Annotated in this window: 16 protein-coding genes; 11 read left to right on the top strand and 5 right to left on the bottom strand. The window is 32.2% G+C overall.

Going from position 1 to position 19909, the window contains the following annotated elements:
- Window positions 1-232: 232 nt before the first annotated feature.
- Window positions 233-2659, top strand: a complete 2427-nt coding sequence (locus tag ACXAHM_RS18030; protein WP_474962695.1) for a bifunctional UDP-N-acetylmuramoyl-tripeptide:D-alanyl-D-alanine ligase/alanine racemase — start codon at window positions 233-235, stop codon at window positions 2657-2659.
- On the opposite strand, the gene ACXAHM_RS18025 is transcribed toward ACXAHM_RS18030, so the two are convergent.
- Window positions 2660-3160, bottom strand: coding sequence for a hypothetical protein (locus ACXAHM_RS18025; protein ID WP_474962692.1), 501 nt, complete (start codon window positions 3158-3160; stop codon window positions 2660-2662).
- A gap of 4 nt (window positions 3161-3164) precedes the next feature.
- A complete protein-coding gene (locus ACXAHM_RS18020; protein WP_474962690.1) occupies window positions 3165-3896 on the bottom strand; it encodes an outer membrane beta-barrel protein in 732 nt (243 codons plus the stop codon).
- A 174-nt stretch (window positions 3897-4070) separates the two neighbouring features.
- Here ACXAHM_RS18020 and ACXAHM_RS18015 point away from each other — a divergent pair, with 174 nt between their 5' ends.
- Entirely contained in the window at window positions 4071-4574 is a 504-nt protein-coding gene (locus ACXAHM_RS18015; RefSeq protein WP_474962686.1) for an acyl-CoA carboxylase biotin carboxyl carrier protein subunit, read from the top strand.
- 53 nt (window positions 4575-4627) lie between these two features.
- On the opposite strand, the gene ACXAHM_RS18010 is transcribed toward ACXAHM_RS18015, so the two are convergent.
- Window positions 4628-5383: a hypothetical protein gene (locus ACXAHM_RS18010; protein ID WP_474962683.1), complete on the bottom strand. Its 756-nt coding sequence runs from the start codon at window positions 5381-5383 to the stop codon at window positions 4628-4630.
- A 344-nt stretch (window positions 5384-5727) separates the two neighbouring features.
- On the opposite strand from ACXAHM_RS18010, the gene tgt reads away from it, so the two are divergent.
- The 8 genes from tgt to ACXAHM_RS17970 all read left to right on the top strand — a co-directional run bounded on the left by tgt (window position 5728) and on the right by ACXAHM_RS17970 (window position 16786).
- Complete coding sequence (gene tgt, locus ACXAHM_RS18005) at window positions 5728-6864, top strand: tRNA guanosine(34) transglycosylase Tgt (RefSeq protein WP_474962681.1); 1137 nt, start codon at window positions 5728-5730, stop codon at window positions 6862-6864.
- Window positions 6865-6966: 102 nt separating this feature from the next.
- The gene (locus ACXAHM_RS18000; RefSeq protein WP_474962679.1) at window positions 6967-7533 is read left to right on the top strand and encodes a hypothetical protein; all 567 of its coding nucleotides are present in this window, start codon (window positions 6967-6969) and stop codon (window positions 7531-7533) included.
- A 99-nt stretch (window positions 7534-7632) separates the two neighbouring features.
- Window positions 7633-8382 (top strand): class I SAM-dependent methyltransferase, encoded by a 750-nt coding sequence (locus ACXAHM_RS17995; RefSeq protein WP_474962677.1) that lies wholly within the window; start codon window positions 7633-7635, stop codon window positions 8380-8382.
- Window positions 8383-8483: 101 nt separating this feature from the next.
- Window positions 8484-10172, top strand: coding sequence for a DUF6909 family protein (locus ACXAHM_RS17990; protein WP_474962673.1), 1689 nt, complete (start codon window positions 8484-8486; stop codon window positions 10170-10172).
- Window positions 10173-10318: 146 nt separating this feature from the next.
- The gene (locus ACXAHM_RS17985) at window positions 10319-10543 is read left to right on the top strand and encodes a hypothetical protein (RefSeq protein ID WP_474962669.1); all 225 of its coding nucleotides are present in this window, start codon (window positions 10319-10321) and stop codon (window positions 10541-10543) included.
- Window positions 10544-10713: 170 nt separating this feature from the next.
- On the top strand, window positions 10714-13776 hold the full coding sequence (locus ACXAHM_RS17980) for a hypothetical protein (RefSeq protein WP_474962666.1): 3063 nt from the start codon (window positions 10714-10716) through the stop codon (window positions 13774-13776).
- A 228-nt stretch (window positions 13777-14004) separates the two neighbouring features.
- Window positions 14005-14934: a universal stress protein gene (locus ACXAHM_RS17975; RefSeq protein ID WP_474962662.1), complete on the top strand. Its 930-nt coding sequence runs from the start codon at window positions 14005-14007 to the stop codon at window positions 14932-14934.
- A 229-nt stretch (window positions 14935-15163) separates the two neighbouring features.
- On the top strand, window positions 15164-16786 hold the full coding sequence (locus tag ACXAHM_RS17970) for an aspartate:alanine exchanger family transporter (protein ID WP_474962659.1): 1623 nt from the start codon (window positions 15164-15166) through the stop codon (window positions 16784-16786).
- A gap of 61 nt (window positions 16787-16847) precedes the next feature.
- Here ACXAHM_RS17970 and ACXAHM_RS17965 read toward each other — a convergent pair whose 3' ends face one another.
- A complete protein-coding gene (locus tag ACXAHM_RS17965; RefSeq protein WP_474962655.1) occupies window positions 16848-17705 on the bottom strand; it encodes a lysophospholipase in 858 nt (285 codons plus the stop codon).
- Between the two features lie 188 nt (window positions 17706-17893).
- Between ACXAHM_RS17965 and ACXAHM_RS17960 the strand changes: the two genes are divergently transcribed.
- A complete protein-coding gene (locus tag ACXAHM_RS17960; RefSeq protein WP_474962651.1) occupies window positions 17894-18772 on the top strand; it encodes a YicC/YloC family endoribonuclease in 879 nt (292 codons plus the stop codon).
- 78 nt (window positions 18773-18850) lie between these two features.
- Here ACXAHM_RS17960 and galE read toward each other — a convergent pair whose 3' ends face one another.
- Window positions 18851-19885, bottom strand: a complete 1035-nt coding sequence (gene galE / locus ACXAHM_RS17955; protein ID WP_474962647.1) for a UDP-glucose 4-epimerase GalE — start codon at window positions 19883-19885, stop codon at window positions 18851-18853.
- Window positions 19886-19909 lie beyond the last annotated feature (24 nt).

Here is a 19909-nt window from a genome sequence, read left to right as displayed (position 1 = left end):
CATACATCTTGATTTTCAATTATTTAATACTTTTCGCTTCAGATTAACCATTATTATAAGAGTTTACATATAATAACCTTAAAAGATAACTAACTAATAACCAGTATATTTTAAATTATATAATTAGAATTGATAAAAAAATAAGATGAAGGTCAACTTTTCAGATTTTATTACTTTATAACTTAGCGTTATATTTAGTATCTCTTTAAATTACTATAGTTACGATTACGTTATGATTGATTTTTCTACCTCTTTCTGGGATGAAAAGTATTTATTAATAGACAGCCGTCAATTATCAGCTCCTACTGAAACAATCTTTTTTGCTCTAAAAGGAATGAAGAGAGATGGTCAAACTTTTATTTCTGAATTATATGAAAAAGGAGTTAGAAAATTCGTAGTCACTAGTGATTTTGATACTGCTTATCTTTACAAAGATGCCACTTTTATATATGTCAATAATACTTTGCAAACTTTGCAAGACTTGACCAAATGGCATAGAGAAAAGTTTGAAAACTTACCAGTAATTGGCATAACGGGGTCTAATGCAAAGACAATTGTAAAAGAGTGGTTATACGATTTACTTGAATTAGATTATAACGTAGTTAAAAGTCCAAAAAGCTATAACTCACAGATCGGTGTTCCATTATCGGTATGGCAGATCAATGATAAACATGATTTAGGCATATTCGAAGCAGGTATTTCTCAACCAAATGAAATGACTAACCTCGAAAAAATCATACAGCCTAACATTGGTTTATTTACAAATATCGGTACTGCACATGACAAGAATTTTGATAGCACAAATCAAAAAATTGAAGAGAAATTACAACTTTTCAAAAATTGTGAAGTCGTTATTTATTGTAAAGATCATGAATTGATCGATGAAAAATTTGATGAAACAGAAAACACGACTTTTACATGGGGAGAACACCCTAATGCTAACTTAAAAGTTGTCAAATTGGAGAATGGAGAAGTTATCGTCAATTATGATGGGGAAACTTTCACTTTACAAATTCCTTTTACAGATGATGCTTCTTTTGAAAATGCAATGCATTGTGTGGCAATGCTTGTCTGTTTAGAATATCCTTTTGATGTGATTAATCAACGTATTAATTCCTTAAAAAGGCTTCCAATGCGTCTTGAACGAAAAGATGGTATCAATAATACAGTCTTAATCAATGACTTTTACAACAATGATTTAGGTGGATTACAAATTGCATTAGCTTTCTTATCTCAAAATCAAGAAAACTTACCACGTACATTAATCCTTTCAGATCTTTTACAAAGTAATAATAATAAAGAAGCCCTGTATCAAAGAGTTTCTCAATTATGTATTGAATATAAGATTGAAAAACTTGTAGGTGTAGGTTCACAATTAGAAGAATACAAACACCTTTTTGAGTTACCTAAAGTCTTCTTTTATAAAGACACAAATGCATTACGTACATCTATCAAAAATCAAAGTATCCAATTCAATAGAGAATTAATTTTATTAAAAGGTGCTAGACAATTTGAATTTGAAAAAATATCAACACTTTTACAACGAAAAATTCATAGTACTCAACTAGAATTAAATCTAGATGCCGTCGTACATAATTTAATGTATTACCGATCTCTTCTTCAACCAACTACAAAAGTAATGGTTATGGTGAAGGCACTAGGTTATGGAAGTGGCAAAAGTGAACTTGCTAATATCTTACAATATCATTTGGTAGATTATTTAGGTGTTGCATTTGCAGATGAGGGAGTTGAACTTCGAGAAAATGGAATTCGTACTCCAATTATGGTATTAACACCATCGCCTGATGCTTTCGAGATGATGCGCTTTCATCAATTAGAACCTGAGATTTATAGCTTAGAAATGCTTGACGCATTGGAAAAGTATCTAATGGAAGAACAAAGTGACTTACCTTTTACAATTCAAATTAATTTTGATACGGGAATGCATCGTCTTGGTTTTTCAAAAGATGAATTACCTCTTTTGCTTCAAAAGTTAGAGAACTTAGGTGATAAAGTAATTGTTTCCGGAGCTTTTACTCATTTAGCAGGAGCTGATGAAGCCATACATCAAGAATATAGTCAAAATCAAATCACTGAATTTAAAGCTATGACTAAATCTTTGGAAGATAGCTTAGGATATACTGTCATAAAGCATTGTCTAAATTCTGCTGGAATTGTACGTTACCCTGAAGCACAAATGGATATGGTAAGGTTAGGTATTGGATTACATGGTGTGGAAGTGAATCAACTAAAACAGGAAGATCTTCAGGCTGTAGCTTCTTTAAAGACCGTCATTGCTCAGATTAAAGAAATGAAGGTGGGTGAAACTGTTGGTTATAGTCGTAAGGGAAAAGTAGAGAAAAATAAAAGAATTGCCACAATTGGCATTGGCTATGCAGATGGTTTTGATAGAAGATTTAGTAATGGTGTAGGAAAAGTAGTCATTAATGGTCAGCTAGCTCCGGTTATTGGCAACGTTTGTATGGATATGACAATGGTAGACATTTCAGATATCCCAGCCAAAGTTGGTGACGAAGTTGTCATCTTTGGTAAAGATAGATCCATATCTACCATTGCAAATGAAATAGGAACAATTCCCTATGAAATCTTAACTTCCATAAGCTCTCGTGTAAAGAGAGTCTATTATATGGAAGGTTAATTATCTAAATCTTCTACCTCTAATCTCACCTTCAGTGTACTGATATTCTGCATTTACCTGTGGTAAGAATGAGTTATATCTAATGATAATTGAGTCAGCAGTTTGTAATAAATGATATTCAATACCATTATCTTCAAATACTTCCATGCCGACTACTGAGAAATCATCATTATCAATATAAACACTTTGTTCCTCTATTCTGTAAAGAGAAGTATCCGCATTTAATCTATTTAAAGCTGAAGCAGTAAGGTACCATTGACTACCATATTCAGGTTGTACCTCTACAGATGCGGTACTGTTTGCTGAACTTGTCTGTAAAGTCAAATACCCTTGAAATGTTGCTTCTCTTGCAACAGGTGTTCCAGGTCTTGTATAATATTTTACAGTTGAAGAATATAGAAAATTACTATTTTCAGGTACCTCAATATCAGAATTATCCAACTCAGTACCACAACTTAGAACAAGAAGTCCTAAAACTATATATATTAATCTCTTCATCATCTTATTATCCTCCGAATTTTAATCCTAATACTAATTGTACATTTTGATTGTAGTAATTATCCTCATCAAAGGTAATATCAATTAATCCTCTTGAATAGCGCCACTCTATATACATAACTTTATAAGCAGCACCAATACCAGCAGTCACACCAAAATCTCCTCCTCTATAAAGATCTTTCACATCGTAATAATCACCATAGATACCGCCATCTCTTCTGTGGGCTCCGGCTAGAGTAGCTCCGTAAATACCACCCTTAACATATATATTATCATTTAAATAATAGTTTAATGTTAAAGGGAATATGAAATAATTCAACGCATCTACGTAAGATTCTTTTTCTTCAGAGTAACCTAACTCATGATAATAGCCACTAAAATCAGTTCTTTTACCTAAAGAATTAAAAATGGTATTGAACTCTACAGAAGTTTTATTCGATAAGAAAAAGTTAAATCGCAATCCTATAAAAAAGGATGTTCTAGCTCGATCTCTTATCGTTTGGTATTGTGCATTAGGAATTAACTGAGGAGAATTTCCTACAGGTATACTCCAAGATGGTCCCATAAAGAAGCCGAAATCCATTCCACTTCTTTGTTTACTCTTTATCACATAAGTATCTTTTTGAGCTCTTTCTAAGGAATCTTGATTTTGGTATTCCTGAGAAAAACTGGTATTTATACCAAATACTAATGTAATGATACCACTTAAAATAAATTTAATAAGGTAGTTTTTACGCATAATTATTATTTAATATTCTTTTCTCTAAAACGTTTTTTCATATATTTAGAGAATCTTATTAGAACTAAACATTTCGTTCCTAACTAATACAATATTACAAATTATATATTTAAATAATTTGATTAGTTAATAACGAAAAAAAGAAATTTTAACGCCAAAATTTAACACAACACAATGCTTAATATCACAATTAATGACAATGTATTTACTATTCTTAAAGACAAACAATCTGTTGTTATTGACAATAAAAATGTAAAAATTGAAAGAAAAGAGACACATCCTGGAGTTTACAGTGTCGTCAAAGATGGACAACGATTTGATATTGAAATTATTAGAAGCGATAAGTCATACAAGAATGTTGAATTGAAAATAAATGGCAAGAGAGTTTCAATGGAAGCAAAAACAAAGTTAGATCAGCTTCTAGACCAATTAGGTATGAACTCTGCTTCTGCAAGCCAAGAGAACTTGATCAAAGCACCTATGCCAGGTAAAGTACTTGAGATACTTTGTAAAGAAGGTGATGAGGTAAATGAAAATGACAACCTAATAATCTTGGAAGCCATGAAAATGGAAAATATCCTGAAAGCACCTTTAGGAGGAAAAATTGTGAAAATTGATGCAATTGAAGGGAATTCAGTAGATAAAGGGCATATACTGATTGAAATAGATAATGGTTAATTCAATATAAGAAAAAAGCCTTCTTACATTTTGAAATTGTAAGAAGGCTTTTTTTATTTTTTAAAGAACCTATCGGTTTTATTATCATAGTTTACAAAGTAATATTTCCCTCCAGCTAAGACTTCACAATTTACATCTTTTGAATTTCCAGAGATGATTACTTTTCCATATTGATCTAATATCTCATATTTAACAGGTCTTGTAAATGAAAGTGTTTTTGATACTCTATTAGGATAAAATTTCACCTTTTCAGAAGATGAACTATGTTTTATCACACTTGAATTATATATCTTTCCAGTTACCTCTAAATATTTCACCTTATATTGATTTAGACCTGAGTGGTGTAAAACTTTATAAAAGTATTGATTTTTCTTAGGATCTGATTTTCCTTGAATAATTGTTTCTTCAATCCAAGAATTGTGTTCCATTCTCATAACCACAAAATTCCCTTCAGCTGCTTCGCCAGAAGTAATCCATTCAAGACCTTCTTCAGTCACATCTAATTCAACAAATTGAAAGTGTCCTTTGTCACGAATGGCATTTGGATTTAAAATACGAGGAACACATTCATTTGAATGAAAAAGAATTACATTTATTTGATCTCCTTTCTTAAGATGTGACATATCAATTTCAAAAGCACTCGCTTTCGGTAAGTTTTGCATTTGACTCTGATTTATCATCACCTTCTCTACACAAAAACCTCCACTTGAAAGCATAGGATTTTCCACATAAAGGTTTGTTCCTTTATATACTCCAGAAATGATCATTTCACCATCTTGTGCTAAACCAGTAAAGGATATTGTTAGCAAAACAAATAGTTTAATTAGTCGCAATGGTTTAAAAATATTCTCCTGTTTCATTTATGAATGGATAATTAAAGTAATTAGTCAGTAATTTAGTTATTCTTTAAAATAATAATAAAATAGTGATAATTGAAGATATCTCCTATTTAACAATATTAGTTAATTAATAACATAATATAAGTACGAAAAGCATTAAATTTTAGGATCAACTTCAATTTCTAATCAATTTCCCCATTTTTTTACAATATAATGTCTCTTAATGTCAATTTCTTAACGTAGAAATCTAAATGTCATTGTTTAACTTTACGGCTGGTTTAAAAGCACCAAATAAATTCGACGAATTATAGATTATGGGATTAACATTTGAAATAAAGCACAAAGATCCACAGACAAAGGCACGTGCAGGAAAAATTAAGACAGATCATGGTGAAATTTTGACACCTATCTTTATGCCTGTAGGTACAGCCGGAACTGTGAAAGCAGTGCACCAAAGAGAATTAAAGGAAGATATCAATGCTGAAATTATCCTTGGTAACACCTATCACCTTTATCTAAGACCTGGTACTGAGATTTTAGAAAAGGCAGGAGGTTTACATAAATTCAATGGTTGGGATCGTCCAATTCTAACAGACTCTGGTGGATACCAAGTTTTTTCATTGGCAAATAATCGTAAGATCAAAGAAGAAGGTGTAACTTTTAGATCACATATTGATGGCTCTAAACATCTTTTCACTCCAGAGAAAGTAATGGATATTGAACGTTCGATTGGAGCTGATATTATTATGGCTTTTGACGAATGTCCTCCTTACCCTTCAGATTATACTTATGCTAAAAATTCTATGCATATGACCCACCGTTGGTTACAGCGTTGTGTAGATAGATTAGCTGAAACAGAGCCATTATACGGATATCATCAAGCTCTTTTTCCAATTGTTCAGGGTAGTACTTATAAAGATTTAAGAACTGAATCTGCTGAAACTATTGCAAGCTATGAAAGAGAAGGAAATGCAATTGGAGGTCTTTCTGTTGGTGAACCTGCAGAAATGATGTATGAATTCACTGAATTATGCTGTGATATTCTTCCTGAAGACAAACCTAGATATTTAATGGGTGTAGGTACTCCAGCAAATATTTTAGAAAATATTGCATTAGGTGTTGATATGTTTGATTGTGTTATGCCAACAAGACAAGCTCGACACGGTCATGTATTTACTACTCAAGGTATCATGAACCTTAAGAATAAGAAATGGGAAGATGATTATACTCCATTAGATGCTGAACTTGGTGGCTATGTGAGTACTTTCTATTCAAAAGCTTATCTAAGACATATGTTTAAAGCCAATGAAGCTTTAGCTGGAATGGTTGCAAGTGTTCATAACCTTACTTTCTACCTTTGGTTAGTGAGAGAAGCACGTCAACATATTATTGACGGAGACTTTAGAGAATGGAAAAACTCTATTACTCCACGTTTAATGCAACGTTTATAATAGACCTATTCTTATTGGATATTGACTTTTTACCATAAACCTATCCAATAATGATAATAATGACAGGCAATTGATTTAAATTAGTTTATAATTATTTTTTCTATGCGTTATATAGTATTAATTATAAATCTGATTTTATTCTCAATTGCCTGTCAACCTTATAAAGAAGTGGTAATTGATCCTTTTGCCCCAAAGTTTGTCACTTATGATCAAACGAGAATGTTCTTCAAAAATGTAAGAGCGTCTTATTATATACCTCAAAAAGTTCCTCAATCTGACCAATCTGAAGATCTTGAAATATTACTTTATGAAAAAGCTGTTCAAGATTCAACGAAAGCTATCTTACAATTGTATATTGTTACCAACCACAAAAATGACAATGCCTATATCATGATTGCACCCAATCAATTCTTTGAGGGGTATCAACATTTTAAAATTTTCTGGAAGGATCCAAACAGTCAACTTCATGATGAAATAAGATATACACAAGGTGGAATGGCTGACCAATTTCTTGTCACAACTCAAATCTATAATCTATTAAACAAGGGCGACATTAGCTTTGAAATAGAAATTGGAAATAAAAGAGTACCATTTCTTGAAACTGTTGAAGAAAGAAATGCATTCAGAATCACTATGATAGACTTCTACAGACTAGTTACACTACTATAGCCATATCACAATTGTTAACATATAAATATTGACAAGCATCTATTATTATCGTTACTTGCATAAATTTTACACTTTAGTATTTAACCATAAATATAGCTCATGTCTCAAATTACATACGGGAGAACATTAGATGAAGAAAAAGATGCAATGGGCGCTGCAATTGCCTCATTTCAAGACAGTAAGGATGACGATTTATGTGTAAAAGTTTATTCTGATTTCAGTGAACCAGATGACATACCTGTTCCTCTTTTATTCAGAGAAGAGAAAGATATGCCTGAAATTGAGGTATTAGCTTTGGATCATTGCAAAGGTAAAATTTTAGATGTAGGTGCAGGCGCTGGTTCTCATGCACTCGCACTCCAAAAAAGAGGAAAAGATGTTACTGCCATGGACATTTCTTCTTTAGCTGTAGAAACCATGAAAGCTAGAGGAGTGAATAAAGTTATTGCAGGTAATATATACAACTATGATGGTCCAAAATTCGATACATTATTAATGTTAATGAATGGAATTGGACTAGTGGGAACTTTAGAAGGACTTGCAGAGTTCTTAGTGAAGGCAAAAGAATTTATCACCAAAGATGGTCAATTGATTTTCGACTCATCAGATATCATCCACCTTTTCCAAGATGATGATGGATCTTACCTAATTGATCTAACAGGAGATTATTATGGTCAAATTCAATATTGGATGGAATTTGGTGAAATAAAAGGCGATAAGTTTGATTGGCTGTATGTTAGTTACCCTGTATTAGAGGAGTATGCTGCCATTGCAGGTTTTAAAGTAGAATTAATCTACGTTGGTGAATTGAATCATTATCTTGTTTCATTATCATTAAATAATGATTAAATAACGCACCTAGAGTTGGAATACTAGTATAAACAACTCATTTTCAAAAGAATATTAACCAACTAATATATTTTCATAAATTTTCAATTTAACTATTTTATATGATAGAATTAACAAGAGCACAGGCATCGAGAGCAGCAATCGAAAGAATGTACGTAGTCATGAGACATTTATTCATCAGAGGTTATTATAAACCAGGTGGAGCATCTGGACATGCTATTATGCAAGATCTTTTAATCTTGGAACCTGAGATTTATGGTTCTCTTGCTGACACTCAAAAAGTCGATTTAAATGGACTTGTCTATGTTTTTGACCGTCTTCCAAAAGGAATCGAAGAAACTCGTTTTATAAAACTAACATCCGAGGAAGGTTACGAAAAGTCATCTTTTACGAAAATCATCCCTCAAGCAAGACGCCGTAATTGCTATAGAATAGATGAAGAACAAATGTTCATTGAAATCACTAGAGGTCGAAGTGAAATCTATGATATCTTGACGCATTTGACATTTATTTATATCGAAGCTGAAAAAATCAAAAACCACGCGCAAGACAAAAAAGGTAATGCTCTAAGAGAATGGCAGCAATTAGAAAAAATTGTTACTGGAGAAGAGGCATTAACGAAAGAAAATGAAGAGGTTGCATTTACTTACTTAGCGACAATTCTTGGTAGAACATATCAAGAAACAAGAAATGCTCACCACAGATTCATTAAACATTCCAAAAAGAATAACGGATTATTCCATATCGTATACTGGTTGGGAAAATTAGCAATTAATGAAGAAACTAAAGCAGAAGATAGAATCATAAGCTTTAGTCCTACTCTTCGTGAGCGTATCGGTCATCATATTTATGGTGAAAGATGGGCAAACAAAATTAAGAGGACTCTTCTTCATAATGGCTTGATCAACCGCCCAATCCATATAATCAGTTCAAACCTTCACAGTGTAATGAATTCTTTTTACGCTTGTGATGCGTTAGGAAAAAAAGGTAAAAAAGGTGACTTCCTAGATATAATGGAAGAAGTAAGCCAAAGTGATAATGGACATCTAAGAGAGAAAATTTATCACACTGCAGTTGAAAAAGGAATGATTCAAGTAAGTGAAGATTCAGGTACGAATATTTCAGTACAAATCTTTGATACTGCAAAAATCAGTGCTGCTTCTCTACCTGCTGAGCTTGGCATCAAAAAAGAGATGACAGGAAAGAAAGCTCCAGTAATTGTAGTTATGGATTACGCCTTTGGTGAACAAGCATTCGAAACAATGGATGAATTGTTGAAACCTTACAAATCTGATGAGAAAGACATTAATCTAGATGTTCAAAGTATCAATATCATGGGTAAAGCTGGTATCTTAAAAGGTGACAAAGGTGACGTCATGATTCCAACTGCTCATATATTTGAAGGGACAGCAGATAATTACCCTGTAGAAAATGACCTTACTGTAAATGATTTCAAGGACGTAAAAGATTTGAAATTTGTGGACGGACCAATGGTAACAGTATTGGGAACATCACTTCAGAATAAAGATATACTTGAATACTTCAAGACTTCATCTTGGGGTGTAATGGGACTTGAAATGGAAGGTGCTCACTATCAAAAAGCTATTCAAGGAGCTTCTAAAATTAGAAATAATATCAGCAAGGATGTAAAAGTAAGATATGCTTACTACGCCTCTGATAATCCACTAATTACGGGTAGCACTTTAGCAAATGGTAGTTTGGGGCTAACAGGTGTAAAACCTACCTATCTTATCACATTGAAAATGTTAGAAAAAATCTTTAACAGTTAATAAGGTACAAAGGTGTTCTTTTCTTTAAAGACACTAATAAAAATTCTAATAATTTTCGTACTCTTGCACAATGATAGAAAAATTTAATTCTATCATTGTGCAATTTTTTTTACATAGAATATGTTAGAAAAATAAACGTAAAAATCATGAGTAAAGAAAAATTACCTCAAGAACAAGAAATTGATTGGGAAGCTTTAGAGGCAGAAGATAATGCTAACGAGGTTAACAATGAAGAAGAAGTAGATGTTGAAAAAATTGAAGACGAAAAGCAGCATCTTTCTCAAGAAGAAAAAAGTAGTCCTTATCCAGATGATTTTTTAGCTGATATCAATATTATCAGAAAAGAATACGATAAAGGGCGTAAAAAATAGACTTTTTATGTTCAACTACTTGGAAGAGTAATAATTATCAACTTTCTTGTACAATAGAGAGAATAATATTACGTTATTTTTTTGAAGGCTTTCTTTAATTCTAGAAATACCTAATATAGAAAGCTATTTTTATGTTGAAATTCTTTTAGTAATATTCTAATATGCCATTGATGTTTGATTCATCAAAATCTCGGGCTATACTAATTGGTATAGGTACTTTTTTAAAAGACGATGATCTTCATAGACGTGAGCATGTTTATAAGGACATCAGTTTATTACGAGATACATTAACCGATACACAAATCCTGGGAATCCATGAGAAAGATATTATTTCTCTTGTTGATTCTGAAGGTAATACTATGATTAAAGAACGAATTGCTGAAGTAGCTAACACTACGGAAGACACTTTGTTCCTATTCTATTCTGGCTACTTAATCCAAAGACGAGGAAAATTAATTCTCTCTTCACCACATACTACTGTGAATCAATGCCATATTAATGGTATTCCTTTATCAGAGGTGATTGAGATTGTCAATGAGTCTCATGCCAAAAGAATTGTATTAATCTTAGATGCTGAATATCGCAACGCTCCAACTTTTGGAGACAATGAGCCATTATCAGCAAAGACAATAGAAGAACTTCTACCGTTCGGTCCAAAGAAAACGTACATTGTTTCTGAACTTGGTCAAACTAGTTCAGAAAAAACAATTGCATCCGAACTTACTTCTCTTTTCCAAACAGGAATAGATGAAGAAAAAGAAGTGCTAACTATACGTGATGTAAAAGATCATTTCAGAAAGCAAAGAGGACTTCATGATGTTCTATTTACTTCAAATGAAGATGATCATACGCCAATCTGTCTAAATAAAAGGTTTTCAGTAGCTAAAAAACTAAGAATTCAGATTGAAGAAAAATTTAAAGAGAAAGATTATAATGCTGCCCTACCTTTGTTAAAAGAAGGTATTGAACTTTTTGAAAACGATGATGCATTCAACAATATGGCTGCATTTATCGAAACATTGCAACAAGCAGATCAAATGTTCAATAATCAAAGCTATGATGCTGCTAAAAATAGATATCAAGCTGCTTTTGATATTATTAATGAAGACTCTGCTTATAAGGGCATCATTAAATCATTAGAAAAAATAGCTGATAATCAATACGGTAATGAAGATTACCAAGGTTCCAAACAAACGTATTCGGAATTATTGAAATATGACTCGTCAAATGGTTTATACAATGACAAAGTAAGCTATTGTGACAATGAGTTGAAATTCACTTCTTACATTGATCTAGGTGACAAGGCGTATTTTGAAAATAAATTTACTGAAGCGAAAGAGCATTACAGCAAAGCTTTAGAATTTAGAAAAGATCCTGTAGTTCTTAGACGAAAAGAAGAATGTGAAAAGTTTTTATCTCGTGAAGAAAAATTACGTTCTGAGATAAAACAACAATTGCAAAGAGAAATTGAGGCTGACCTTAATCATAAACTCCAAGAACAAGTAAAAAATAAGGAGCATGAGATTAAAGAAAAGCTTAGATCACAATTGCAAAATGAACTATCTTCTGAGATTTTACCTCAAGCAAAAGAAGAAGTTACACAAGAATTAGAAACAACTATATGGCAAAAAACTGCTGTATGGAATAGTATAGAAGGTTATCAGTTCTATCTTTCAATGTTCCCTAATGGACATTTTGTTGCAAAGGCCAATCAACGTATGGATCAAATCCATAAGCAGAAGCTTGCACAAAGAATGGAAGAAAAAACGACAAAACCTGCTGTAAAAGTAGTTGATCCAAAGAAAGAGACAGAAGAAAAGCTTGGTATTGATAGAGCTTTACTAATGGATTTGAGAATGGAGCCTATTGAAGATGTTTTAGCAAAAATAGAAGAATCTAAAGGTCTCAAAGGCGAAGTATTACTTTGGACTGATAATGAGCGTATTCAATTAGAAAGAAATGAAGAGGATAATGAATACATAGCCCCTGCTCCTATAGATCCGATTTCTTCAGAACTTGACAATGTCATGAATGAAGCAATTAGAGAAGTTGAAGAAGAAGGCGGTATGGAATTTAATCCCACAGTGATTACTGAGGTTTCATCTGACTCTCTTTCACTGGAAGAAGCTCAAGAAATTTCTGCTTCTGCAAATGAAGTCGAAGAAGAAAGTATTTTAGATTCTATCACTGAAGAAGTGGTTGAATTAGATTCTTTTGAAGAACCAACTGCTACAGTAGGGATTAATGATCAGAATGATGCTCTTGAACAATTATCTGAAGAAGAATTATGGGCAAGATCAGAACAAATTAATACAAAGGATGCATACCTTGAGTATATCAATTATACGAAAACTGCAGACCAAATCGCTGAAGCTTATTATAGAATTAATAAAATTGACCAAGGTGAGACACCTGAAGTTAATGCAGCACCAGTAATTGATGAAACTCCTAAAATAGAGACTCCAATTATTGAAGAACCAAGTAACACTCCTCCTACTGTCGACAACACTCAGTTCATCGACGGAATGGATGAAGAAACACTTTGGAGAACAGCTAGTGCAATTAATACTATTGATTCTTATAAAGAATATTTAAATAGAACACTTTCTAACGATTATTTGGCAGATGCTTATTCGAATATTAATACTATTCAGAATGGTGAAACTGTTAATAATGAACCTCAAGTAGAAGACACAAGTGCAATTGATTCATTTGAACCAACAACTTTTGAAACTACTGAAATTGAAACACCTTCTTTTGAAAGTACAGAAGAGCCTTCTTTAATCGAAGATAATTTTGTCAATTCAAGTGAGATCGAAAGTGAAATCAATGAGATCATTACAGAGGATTCATCTCCACTAAGTAATTTTGAAAACATTGAAACTCCTTTGTCAAGTGATTCAGCAATACAACCTGAAATATTAGATACTACTTTAGAAGAAGAAACTTTTGAAGTAAATGATGACGAGGAGGATTTATGGAAAAGTACTTGTGAAGAAAATACTTTAGGTGCTTACTTCAATTACCTTAATCTTACGACACAAAAGAAGTATTGGAAAGAGGCAAAAGAGAAAATCAGTGCTTTAAAGAATGATTCTCAAGCAAAAGAAGAAGATGATTGGGCTAGAGCTCAAGAAATCGATACTATCGAAGGATACAAAACGTACATTCGTAAATATCCTTTAGGTAATTATTATGCAGCAGCAATGATGCGACTTGGAAAATTAGAATAAAGAAGTTTACTATTTCTAGTAATTTCAACAAAAATCAAAGGTCTTACAGTAAAATGTAAGACCTTTTTTATTGCTATATTAAGTTATTATATAAGTCCTGATAAATTATGATCTCAATCATTGCTTATTAGTAAATATTTATAAAAATTATGCATACATTTTTAAGGAAAATCGTTTAAATAAATAAGTACTTATCAAGAAACAACTTAATCTAAAAATAGAATTGAAATGGCATTATTAAAAAGAATATTCGTAGCATTAGATGCTTCTCCTAAAGATATACCACTCTTAAAACATGCAAATAAATTTGCTCATGGATCTGGGGCGGAAAAAATATATTTTGTACATGTTCAAAAATCATTAAACCTTCCTATAGAAGTTACAGATGAGTTTCCGGAGATGCAGCAACCTTTAGATGAATCTATTCGTCAAAAAATGACTGATTTAATCCATGAAAATCTTCCTAATGTTGAAAAATTAAATCATGAATTGATCATCGAAGAAGGTGACCCTGCAGAAACAATAATCAAATTAGTAAAAAGAAAAGACGCTAGTTTAGTGATCATGGGGCAAGATAGTCAAGGGAATGGTACAGGCTCTGTTGCTAGAAAAATTGCAAGTTTTGCTCCTTGCTCTATATTATTTGCTCCAGAATTATTAAATGTTGATGGTTCAAGCCCTAAAGCCTTAGTTCCTGTCAAATTTTCTGAAACATGTAATGAAACTTTAAAGCAGTTAGACGAAATCAGTAAATCTTTAGTTGGATTAAAATCAATGGTTATCAACTGTTATGATATTCCTTCAGGTTATAGTGCGACTGGTAAAAGTTATGAAGAAATGGTCCAAATTTTAGGAGATGTCTCATTGAAAAAATTAAATCATTTTGTGAAAAATGCTGGTCTTACTCAAGAGGTAGAGACCAAAGCAGTACTAATTGAAGAAAATGAATCTGCTGCTGATGCAATTTTAAAGACTGCAAGAGAAGAAAAATCAAACTTAGTAGTAATGGGATCGAAAAGTAGAACTTTTATGGCATCCATGGTTTTAGGTAGTACAGCTGAAAAGCTCTTATTATCTGATTTAACAATACCTATTTTAATCTATAAAAATAAGGAATCTGCTACTTTAGATATTTTCAATTTATTTGATAGAATCTAAACAAGAAACGAATAAAAGGATAAATGATAAAAATCAATATTTATCCTTTTTTCATTTCTAACTATTTAAAATAGTGTATTATACACTTTATTTAAGTTATAATTTTTCTAATAAAAAAGAATGAAATATATCACCATTTTGTTAGAAATATTAATAGTAAAAAAGTGATACAAAAGTTGTTCTTTTGTATTGAAAAAACATTATCTCACTTTAAATAATTATACATCTTATGGAGATGTTTCTTAAGCTACTACAATCAGATTATGTAGCCTTATTTGCAATCATAGCTTTTGGGATCTTACTTGGCAAAATTAGTGTTAAAGGAGTTTCATTTGGTTTATCAGCAGTGATATTTGTTGCAATGTTTTATGGTTACCTGATGAATTCATTAGGATTCGAAGATTTTGCAATACCTAGTATTATCCAAAAAATTGGGTTACTTCTGTTTATTTTCACAATTGGAATGCAAGCAGGGCCTTCTTTTTTTGAAGCCTTTAAATCACAAGGTAGTAAACTAATTATTTTAGCTGTTTTATCTGTTGCAACAGGTGGAGTGGTCACTTTCTTACTAGGTTATTTATTTGATATAGATTTTAAAATTGCTGTGGGTCTTTTGACAGGGGCATTGACATCAACTCCTGGTTTGGCTGCTGCAATTGAAAGTTCACAATCACCATTAGCGTCTATTGGATATGGTATAGCCTATCCATTTGGAGTAATTGGTGTAATCCTTTTCGTCAAACTAGCGCCAAAAGTTTTTGGGGTAAGTATTGAAGAAACTGAAAAGCAATATGAGGCTGAAGCAACTGCTGATACTCCTGAAGTAAATAATAGAAACTTTATTGTTACCAATGAAAATATTCATGGAAAAACAATCGGTGATCTCAATATTCGCTTCATGACGAAAGCAAATATTTCTCGTGTAATGGAGCCAAATACAGAAAGTAAACCTCCTTCTAAAGATACAATTTTACATAAAGGAGATTTAGTTAAAGCTGTTGGTACTGAAGAAGCTTTAAAAAGAGTTGAATTATTATTAGGAGAACCTACAGAGCAAAAAATACCTCGTTCTGGAATCCATGAAATCAGATGGTTCGTCGTTTCCTCTAGAAATGTTGTGGGCAAAACGTTGGGTGAATTAGATTTACACAACAACTATTTAGCAACTATTACAAGGGTTAGACGAGCAGGTTTAGACCTAAGCCCAAGACCTTCAACTCGATTAAGGTTTGGTGACAAACTTTTGATTTCATCAACTAAAGGTAATGTAGAAGGATTAACAGAACTTTTTGGTGACAGTATCAAAATGGTCGAAACACCTAGTTTCTTACCTGTAGCACTTGGTATTATCATAGGGGTTTTATTGGGTAAAATTCAAGTTCCTCTACCTGGTGGAACATCATTTTCACTTGGGTTAACAGGAGGTGTTTTAATGGCAGCCTTAGGCTTAAGTAGATTAGGAAAAACAGGTCCTGTAATATGGCATTTACCAAGTAACGCCAATGCACTGTTGAGACAATTTGGATTACTACTTTTCTTAACGCCTGTAGGTGTTGGAGCAGGAACCAAACTAGTCGCTACAATTAGTGAATATGGTTTCCAATTGTTCGGGATTGGTGCATTAATCACATTAATACCAATGATTGTTGTTACTATTGTAGGTCACTTTGTTTTTAAAGTCAATTTCTTGTCATTAATGGGCGCTTTAACAGGTGGTATGACTTCTACTCCTGGCCTTAGTGCAATGGATAATATGACCGAAAGTGATGCACCCCAAGTGGCTTATGCTACTGTATATCCTTTCGCATTAGTTGCTATTATTATATGTGCTCAAATAATTGGAGGTTTATAAACTTTCAATATTAATATATAAAGAAAAACGCCACCTGAAATTAATCAAGTGGCGTTTTTGTTTATGACTCTTTTTCTTCAAGTGTTCTTTCTTCTAAGAAATGAAGCATTTCATTAAATACCTGATCTTTTATTTTTTCATTATGCATTTCATGCCTTAGACCTTTCCAGCCTTTAAATTTAATTAAATTACTAGGTGCATTTTGAGAGAAAAGTTCTGAAGCAGAATAAGATGTTATTTTATCATCATCTCCATGCATAATTAAAGTTGGAACAGAAAGTTGATTCGCATTTTCTATATTCCATTCTCCAGCATCTTTCACACCGAAATAAAGGGCTGTACAAATCTTATTATGTACGAGTGGGTCTTTTACATACACCTTTCCTACAGTTAAATCAGTAGATAAGTCATCTGGATTTAGTTTAGATGGAATAGTAAAATCTTTGATCAGACCTCCGATAAATTGACCTATTTTTTCTTGCCAAGCTGGAGGATCATTTGCTAACCTCAACCAAGGACTTGTCACAATAGCTCCTTTTAAAAAGTTAGGTTTTTCTTTTAATAAGTAAGATGTCACAATATTTCCACCCATGCTATGACCATATAAAAATATAGGAACTTCAGGAAATTTTTCTTTAATCAACGATAGGTATTCAGTCACATTATGAAGCACTTCCGTATAACTTGGTACCACACCTCTTTTCCCTTTCGTTTTTCCATGTCCTCTTTGGTCAAAACCGATAAATGAATACTGTTTTGAAGTAAAAAACGCTGCTACATGATTATATCTTTCAATGTGTTCACCAAAACCGTGAACTAAGGCAATAATAGCTTTTGGTTGTCCATCATCAGGCATCCAACACTTTCCATGTATTTCAATTTTATCTGTCGTCTGCCAAGAATATTCAAATGATGTCATTTTTGTTTATTTCAGTGATTAATTCTATTCTAAGTAAAAGATACTAAATTTTGTTCAATTCTAGTTCAAGTTATTAATTTTCATGGATTAGAAGTTATTAAGGGGAATAATCTATACTTATATACTAATAAGGTAAAATATATAAAGTATATTTACAGAAGTTTTTTCATAAAGTACAGTACTCCCTTATGATACAATCGATGACTGGCTTTGGCCAAGTAACCATAGAAAATGAACAATTCGGTGCATCAATTGAAATTAAAACGCTTAATTCCAAAAATGCGGATTGTAATATTAAAATGTCATCAACTTTTTCTGATAAAGAGATAGAATTAAGGAACATATTAAGTTCAAAACTTCAAAGAGGAAAGATTCTTCTTATTTTGAATTACAATTCTAAACGTTCTGAAAGTTTAACGGCTTCATTAAATTCTGAGGTGATCAAAAGTTATTATAATAGCTTAAAAACAATATCTACAGAATTAGACACCGACACAGACAACCTTCTTGAAATTGTCATGAATATGCCAGAAGTATTTTCGAAAGAAAATAATGAAGACATCACAAAAGAAGATTGGCCTACAATTTTAGAAGGAATTCATTCTGCTATTGATAAAACAATTGAATTCAGAACTGTTGAAGGTAATGCTCTTGAAAAAGCTTTAAGAGGTGCTATTGAAAAGATTACAGCTTACTTAGAAGAAGTAAAAAAGTTAGACCCACAAAGAATTGAACGTTTGAAGGAGAAGTTAAATAATCAAATTAAAGAATTTGAGAACAATGAAAACTTCGATGCTAATCGTTTTGAGCAAGAATTAATATTCTATATTGAAAAGCTAGATATTAATGAAGAAAAAGTGCGTTTAAGTCAACATCTAAAGTACTTTATCCAGACCTTGGAACAACCTAAGTCTAATGGTAAAAAATTAGGTTTTATCGCTCAAGAAATTGGTCGTGAAATTAATACCATTGGTTCAAAAGCGAATGATGTCAACATTCAAAAGATTGTAGTGAATATGAAAGATGAATTAGAGAAAATCAAAGAACAAAATTTGAATATTCTTTAATCCATTTTTAAAGATAAATGAAAAAGGGAATCCGTTATCACAAACAGATTCCCTTTTCTATTTTAAGAATGAAATTGGTTAGCAAGTTCCTTTTCGAATAGCTTGCTCCCATTTCCATGCAGATTCCATCATTTCGTCGATTCCTTTTTCAGCTTTCCACCCCAATACTTCATTTGCTATTGTAGTATCAGCCCAAATTTGTTCGACATCTCCTTCCCTTCTGTCCACAATTTTATAATTCACAGGAACACCATTAATTTTCTCAAAAGCATTTATTACTTCCAAAACAGAACTACCAGTACCCGTTCCGAGATTAAAATGCTCATATCTTTCTTCATTTCGCTTATCCAATAAACGTTCTGCTGCAATAATATGTGCTTTAGCTAAATCTACAACATGGATATAATCTCTCACTGCAGAACCATCAGGAGTTTCATAATCATCACCAAATACAGACAACTGTTCTCTCAAACCAATCGCCGTTTGTGTGATAAAAGGCACTAAATTTTGAGGAACGCCTTTCGGTAACTCACCAATTAAAGCCGTATTATGTGCTCCAACTGGATTAAAATAACGTAAGGCAATTGCGTTTAATTCAGGATAAGCTTTTACACTATCTCTCAATATCTCTTCACAAATTTGTTTCGTGTTTCCATAAGGAGATTCTGCGGGTTGCACTTCCGCTGTTTCTGTAACAGGAAGTTTTTCAGGCTGTCCATAAACAGTACAAGAAGATGAAAATACCATATTAGGTACTTCATATTTTCTCATAGCGTTCAAAAGGTTGATTAATGAAACCAAGTTATTTTGATAATACATCAATGGTTCCTTCACTGATTCACCAACGGCCTTGAAAGCGGCAAAATGAATAACTGCTTCTAAGTTTGTATATTTTGCAAAAAGTGAATCAACACCTTGAGCATTTATTAAATTTAATTCTTCAAATTGTGGCTTTGTTCCAGAGATTTTTTCAATCCTCTCAACAACTTCAATGTCTGAGTTTGATAAATCATCTACTATAACAACTTCATAGCCTCGATTTTGCAACTCTACAACTGTATGAGAACCAATATAGCCGGTTCCACCTGTAACTAAAATTTGTTTTTTGGACATTGTAATTTAATTGTGTTGTTGCTC

The sequence above is a fragment of the Flammeovirga sp. AWQ4_249 genome (genome assembly GCF_056161045.1).
The sequence above is the reverse complement of the archived record's forward strand: the minus strand, read 5'-3'. Positions and strand labels throughout refer to the sequence as shown.

Coding starts and splice junctions, on each gene's coding strand:
- ACXAHM_RS18025 (WP_474962692.1), bottom strand. CDS start 3,160: ATGATGAAGAGATTAATATATATAGTTTTAGGACTTCTTGTTCTAAGT.
- galE (WP_474962647.1), bottom strand. CDS start 19,885: ATGTCCAAAAAACAAATTTTAGTTACAGGTGGAACCGGCTATATTGGT.
- ACXAHM_RS18000 (WP_474962679.1), top strand. CDS start 6,967: ATGCGTTATATAGTATTAATTATAAATCTGATTTTATTCTCAATTGCC.
- ACXAHM_RS18030 (WP_474962695.1), top strand. CDS start 233: ATGATTGATTTTTCTACCTCTTTCTGGGATGAAAAGTATTTATTAATA.
- tgt (WP_474962681.1), top strand. CDS start 5,728: ATGGGATTAACATTTGAAATAAAGCACAAAGATCCACAGACAAAGGCA.
- ACXAHM_RS18020 (WP_474962690.1), bottom strand. CDS start 3,896: ATGCGTAAAAACTACCTTATTAAATTTATTTTAAGTGGTATCATTACA.
- ACXAHM_RS17965 (WP_474962655.1), bottom strand. CDS start 17,705: ATGACATCATTTGAATATTCTTGGCAGACGACAGATAAAATTGAAATA.
- ACXAHM_RS17980 (WP_474962666.1), top strand. CDS start 10,714: ATGTTTGATTCATCAAAATCTCGGGCTATACTAATTGGTATAGGTACT.
- ACXAHM_RS17975 (WP_474962662.1), top strand. CDS start 14,005: ATGGCATTATTAAAAAGAATATTCGTAGCATTAGATGCTTCTCCTAAA.
- ACXAHM_RS17970 (WP_474962659.1), top strand. CDS start 15,164: ATGGAGATGTTTCTTAAGCTACTACAATCAGATTATGTAGCCTTATTT.
- ACXAHM_RS17990 (WP_474962673.1), top strand. CDS start 8,484: ATGATAGAATTAACAAGAGCACAGGCATCGAGAGCAGCAATCGAAAGA.
- ACXAHM_RS17960 (WP_474962651.1), top strand. CDS start 17,894: ATGATACAATCGATGACTGGCTTTGGCCAAGTAACCATAGAAAATGAA.
- ACXAHM_RS18015 (WP_474962686.1), top strand. CDS start 4,071: ATGCTTAATATCACAATTAATGACAATGTATTTACTATTCTTAAAGAC.
- ACXAHM_RS17985 (WP_474962669.1), top strand. CDS start 10,319: ATGAGTAAAGAAAAATTACCTCAAGAACAAGAAATTGATTGGGAAGCT.
- ACXAHM_RS17995 (WP_474962677.1), top strand. CDS start 7,633: ATGTCTCAAATTACATACGGGAGAACATTAGATGAAGAAAAAGATGCA.